Origin of the sequence: Micromonospora deserti, assembly GCF_003236335.1 — a bacterium.
GTDB classification, from domain to species: domain Bacteria; phylum Actinomycetota; class Actinomycetes; order Mycobacteriales; family Micromonosporaceae; genus Micromonospora; species Micromonospora deserti.
Genome location: NZ_POUB01000462.1, coordinates 1 through 2,380, shown reverse-complemented (window position 1 = coordinate 2,380; position 2,380 = coordinate 1). Strand labels below are relative to the sequence as shown.

Annotated in this window: 2 protein-coding genes; one reads left to right on the top strand and one right to left on the bottom strand. The window is 69.1% G+C overall.

Going from position 1 to position 2,380, the window contains the following annotated elements:
- The first annotated feature begins 89 nt into the window (after nucleotides 1-89).
- Nucleotides 90-2,063, top strand: a complete 1,974-nt coding sequence (gene asnB, locus C1I99_RS31150) for an asparagine synthase (glutamine-hydrolyzing) (protein WP_111137715.1) — start codon at nucleotides 90-92, stop codon at nucleotides 2,061-2,063.
- Nucleotide 2,064: 1 nt separating this feature from the next.
- On the opposite strand, the gene C1I99_RS31145 is transcribed toward asnB, so the two are convergent.
- Nucleotides 2,065-2,380 (bottom strand): cellulose binding domain-containing protein (locus tag C1I99_RS31145; RefSeq protein WP_199562462.1); only part of this gene is annotated, 316 nt, incomplete at its 5' end.

The window sequence follows — 2,380 nt, the reverse complement described above, 5'->3', positions numbered from 1 at the left end:
CGGCGGCCTCGGGCGGGTGGAGCGGGCCGGGTGCACCCGATCGACGGACGGCTGCGACGGCCGCTCCGGGCGCGTGGAAAGATGACCTCATGTGCGGACTCCTGGCCTTCTTCAGCGCGCGCGGCGACGCCGCCGCCCACCGCGACCACATCGCCGGGGCGTTGGAATGCCTGCACCACCGCGGACCGGACGAGACCGGTGTCGAAGTGGTCGGCGACGCCTCCGGCCGGTACGCGGACGGGGTGTTCGCGCACAAGCGCCTGGCGATCATCGACGTGGCCTCCAGCCACGAGCCGCTTCCCTACGCGGGCGGGCGCTACCTGCTCACCTTCAACGGCGAGATCTACAACTACATCGAGCTGCGTGAGGAGCTGATCCGGAACTTCGGCGCCCAGTTCGCCACCGCGGGTGACGGCGAGGTGATCGTCGCCGGCTACCACTACTGGGGTGAGCAGGTGCTCACCCGGCTGCGCGGCATGTTCGCCTTCGTCATCTGGGACCGGCAGGAGCGGCGGGCGTTCGGCGGCCGGGACTACTTCGGCATCAAGCCGCTGCACTACCTGGAGACCGCCGAAGGGCTCTACCTCGCCTCGGAGAAGAAGGCGTTGCTGCCCTTCGCGCACTCGAGCTACCAGGGCGATGCCGGCGTCGACCCGGCGAACCTCAGCCACTACCTGACCCTGCAGTACGTGCCGGAGCCCGGCACCCTGCACAAGGGGATCAGCCGGATCGGCTCGGGCGAGTACCTCACCTGGACCCCGGGCGGCCGGATCGACGTGCGTCGGTGGTACCGGCCGGTGTTCCGGCCCGCCCAGGTCGACGACGAGCAGAAGCTGTACCACGAGATCCGGGAGACGCTGCGGGAGAGCGTCCGGATGCACATGCGCTCGGACGTGCCGGTCGGCTCGTTCCTCTCCAGCGGCATCGACTCCACCGCCGTGGTGGCCCTGGCCCGCGAGTTCAACCCGAACATCCTCACCTTCACCGTCGGCTACGACGTCCCGGGCTACTCCGAGATCGACGTCGCCCAGGACTCCGCCCGGCACCTCGACGTGACCACCATCCCGACCAAGATCGGGCCGCAGGACATGATTGCCGCGCTGCCGAAGATCGTCTGGCATCTGGACGACCCGGTCGCCGACCCGGCGCTGGTGCCGCTGTATTTCGTGGCGAAGAAGGCCGCCGAGCACGTCACGGTCGTCCTGTCCGGCGAGGGCGCCGACGAGTTCTTCGGTGGTTACACCATCTACCGCGAGCCGCTCTCGCTGAGCACCGTCAACGGCCTGCCCGATGGCGTGCAGAAGGGGCTGCGGGCCGTCTCCAAGGCGATCCCGGAGGGGGTCAAGGGCAAGAGCTTCCTGCAGCGCGGCACCACCCCGATCGAGCAGCGCTACTACGGCAACGCCCGGATGTTCACCGAGGAGGAGAAGCAGCACCTGCTGCGCCGCTACGACCCCTCGGTCCGCTACACGGACGTGACCGCGCCGATCTACGCCGAGTGCGCCGAGCTCGACGACGTGACCAAGATGCAGTACGTCGACCTCTACACCTGGCTGCGCGGCGACATCCTGGTCAAGGCCGACCGGATCTCGATGGCCCACTCGCTCGAGGTGCGGGTGCCCTTCCTGGACCGCGAGGTCTTCGACGTGGCGGCGAAGATCCCGGTGGAGCTCAAGCTCCCGCCCCGCTCCGACGCCACCAAGTACGCCATGCGCCAGGCTCTGCAGGGGGTCGTGCCGCCGGCCATCGTCAACCGGAAGAAGCTGGGCTTCCCGACCCCGACGCGCGTGTGGCTGCGCGGCGAGATGTACGAGTGGGCGCGGCACGTGCTGGCTACCTCCGGTGCCGGCGACCTGCTCGACCTGTCATACGCGCTGCGGCTGCTGGAGGAGCACAAGCGGGAGGAGGCCGACCACTCCCGCAAGGTGTGGACGGTGCTGATCTTCTGCATCTGGCACGCCATCTTCGTCGCCAAGACCCTCGACCCCGGCATCCAGCGCAACCAGTCGGCCCTGCTCACCAAGCCCGTGGTCGGCTCCATGGTCCGCTGGGGGAGGGGGTAGGTCAGCGGCGGGCGCAGCTGACCGTGGGCAGGGTGTTGGTGCCGGTGGTGGAGGCCAGGAAGCCGAAGGTGGTCGTGCCCTCCGGGGCGATCGTGCCGTTCCACGAGGCGTTGCTCACCGTCACCGCCGATCCGGACGAGTTCTGGGTGGCGTTCCAGATCTGCGTGATCGACTGCCCGCTGGGCCAGGTCCACGTCGCGGTCCAGCCGGCGAACGGTGTGCTGCCGTGGTTCATGATCGTCACTTCGCCCTGGAAACCGTCCTGCCAGGAGTTGACCACCCGGTAGACCGCCATGCAGTCCCCGGTGTGCGGGGGC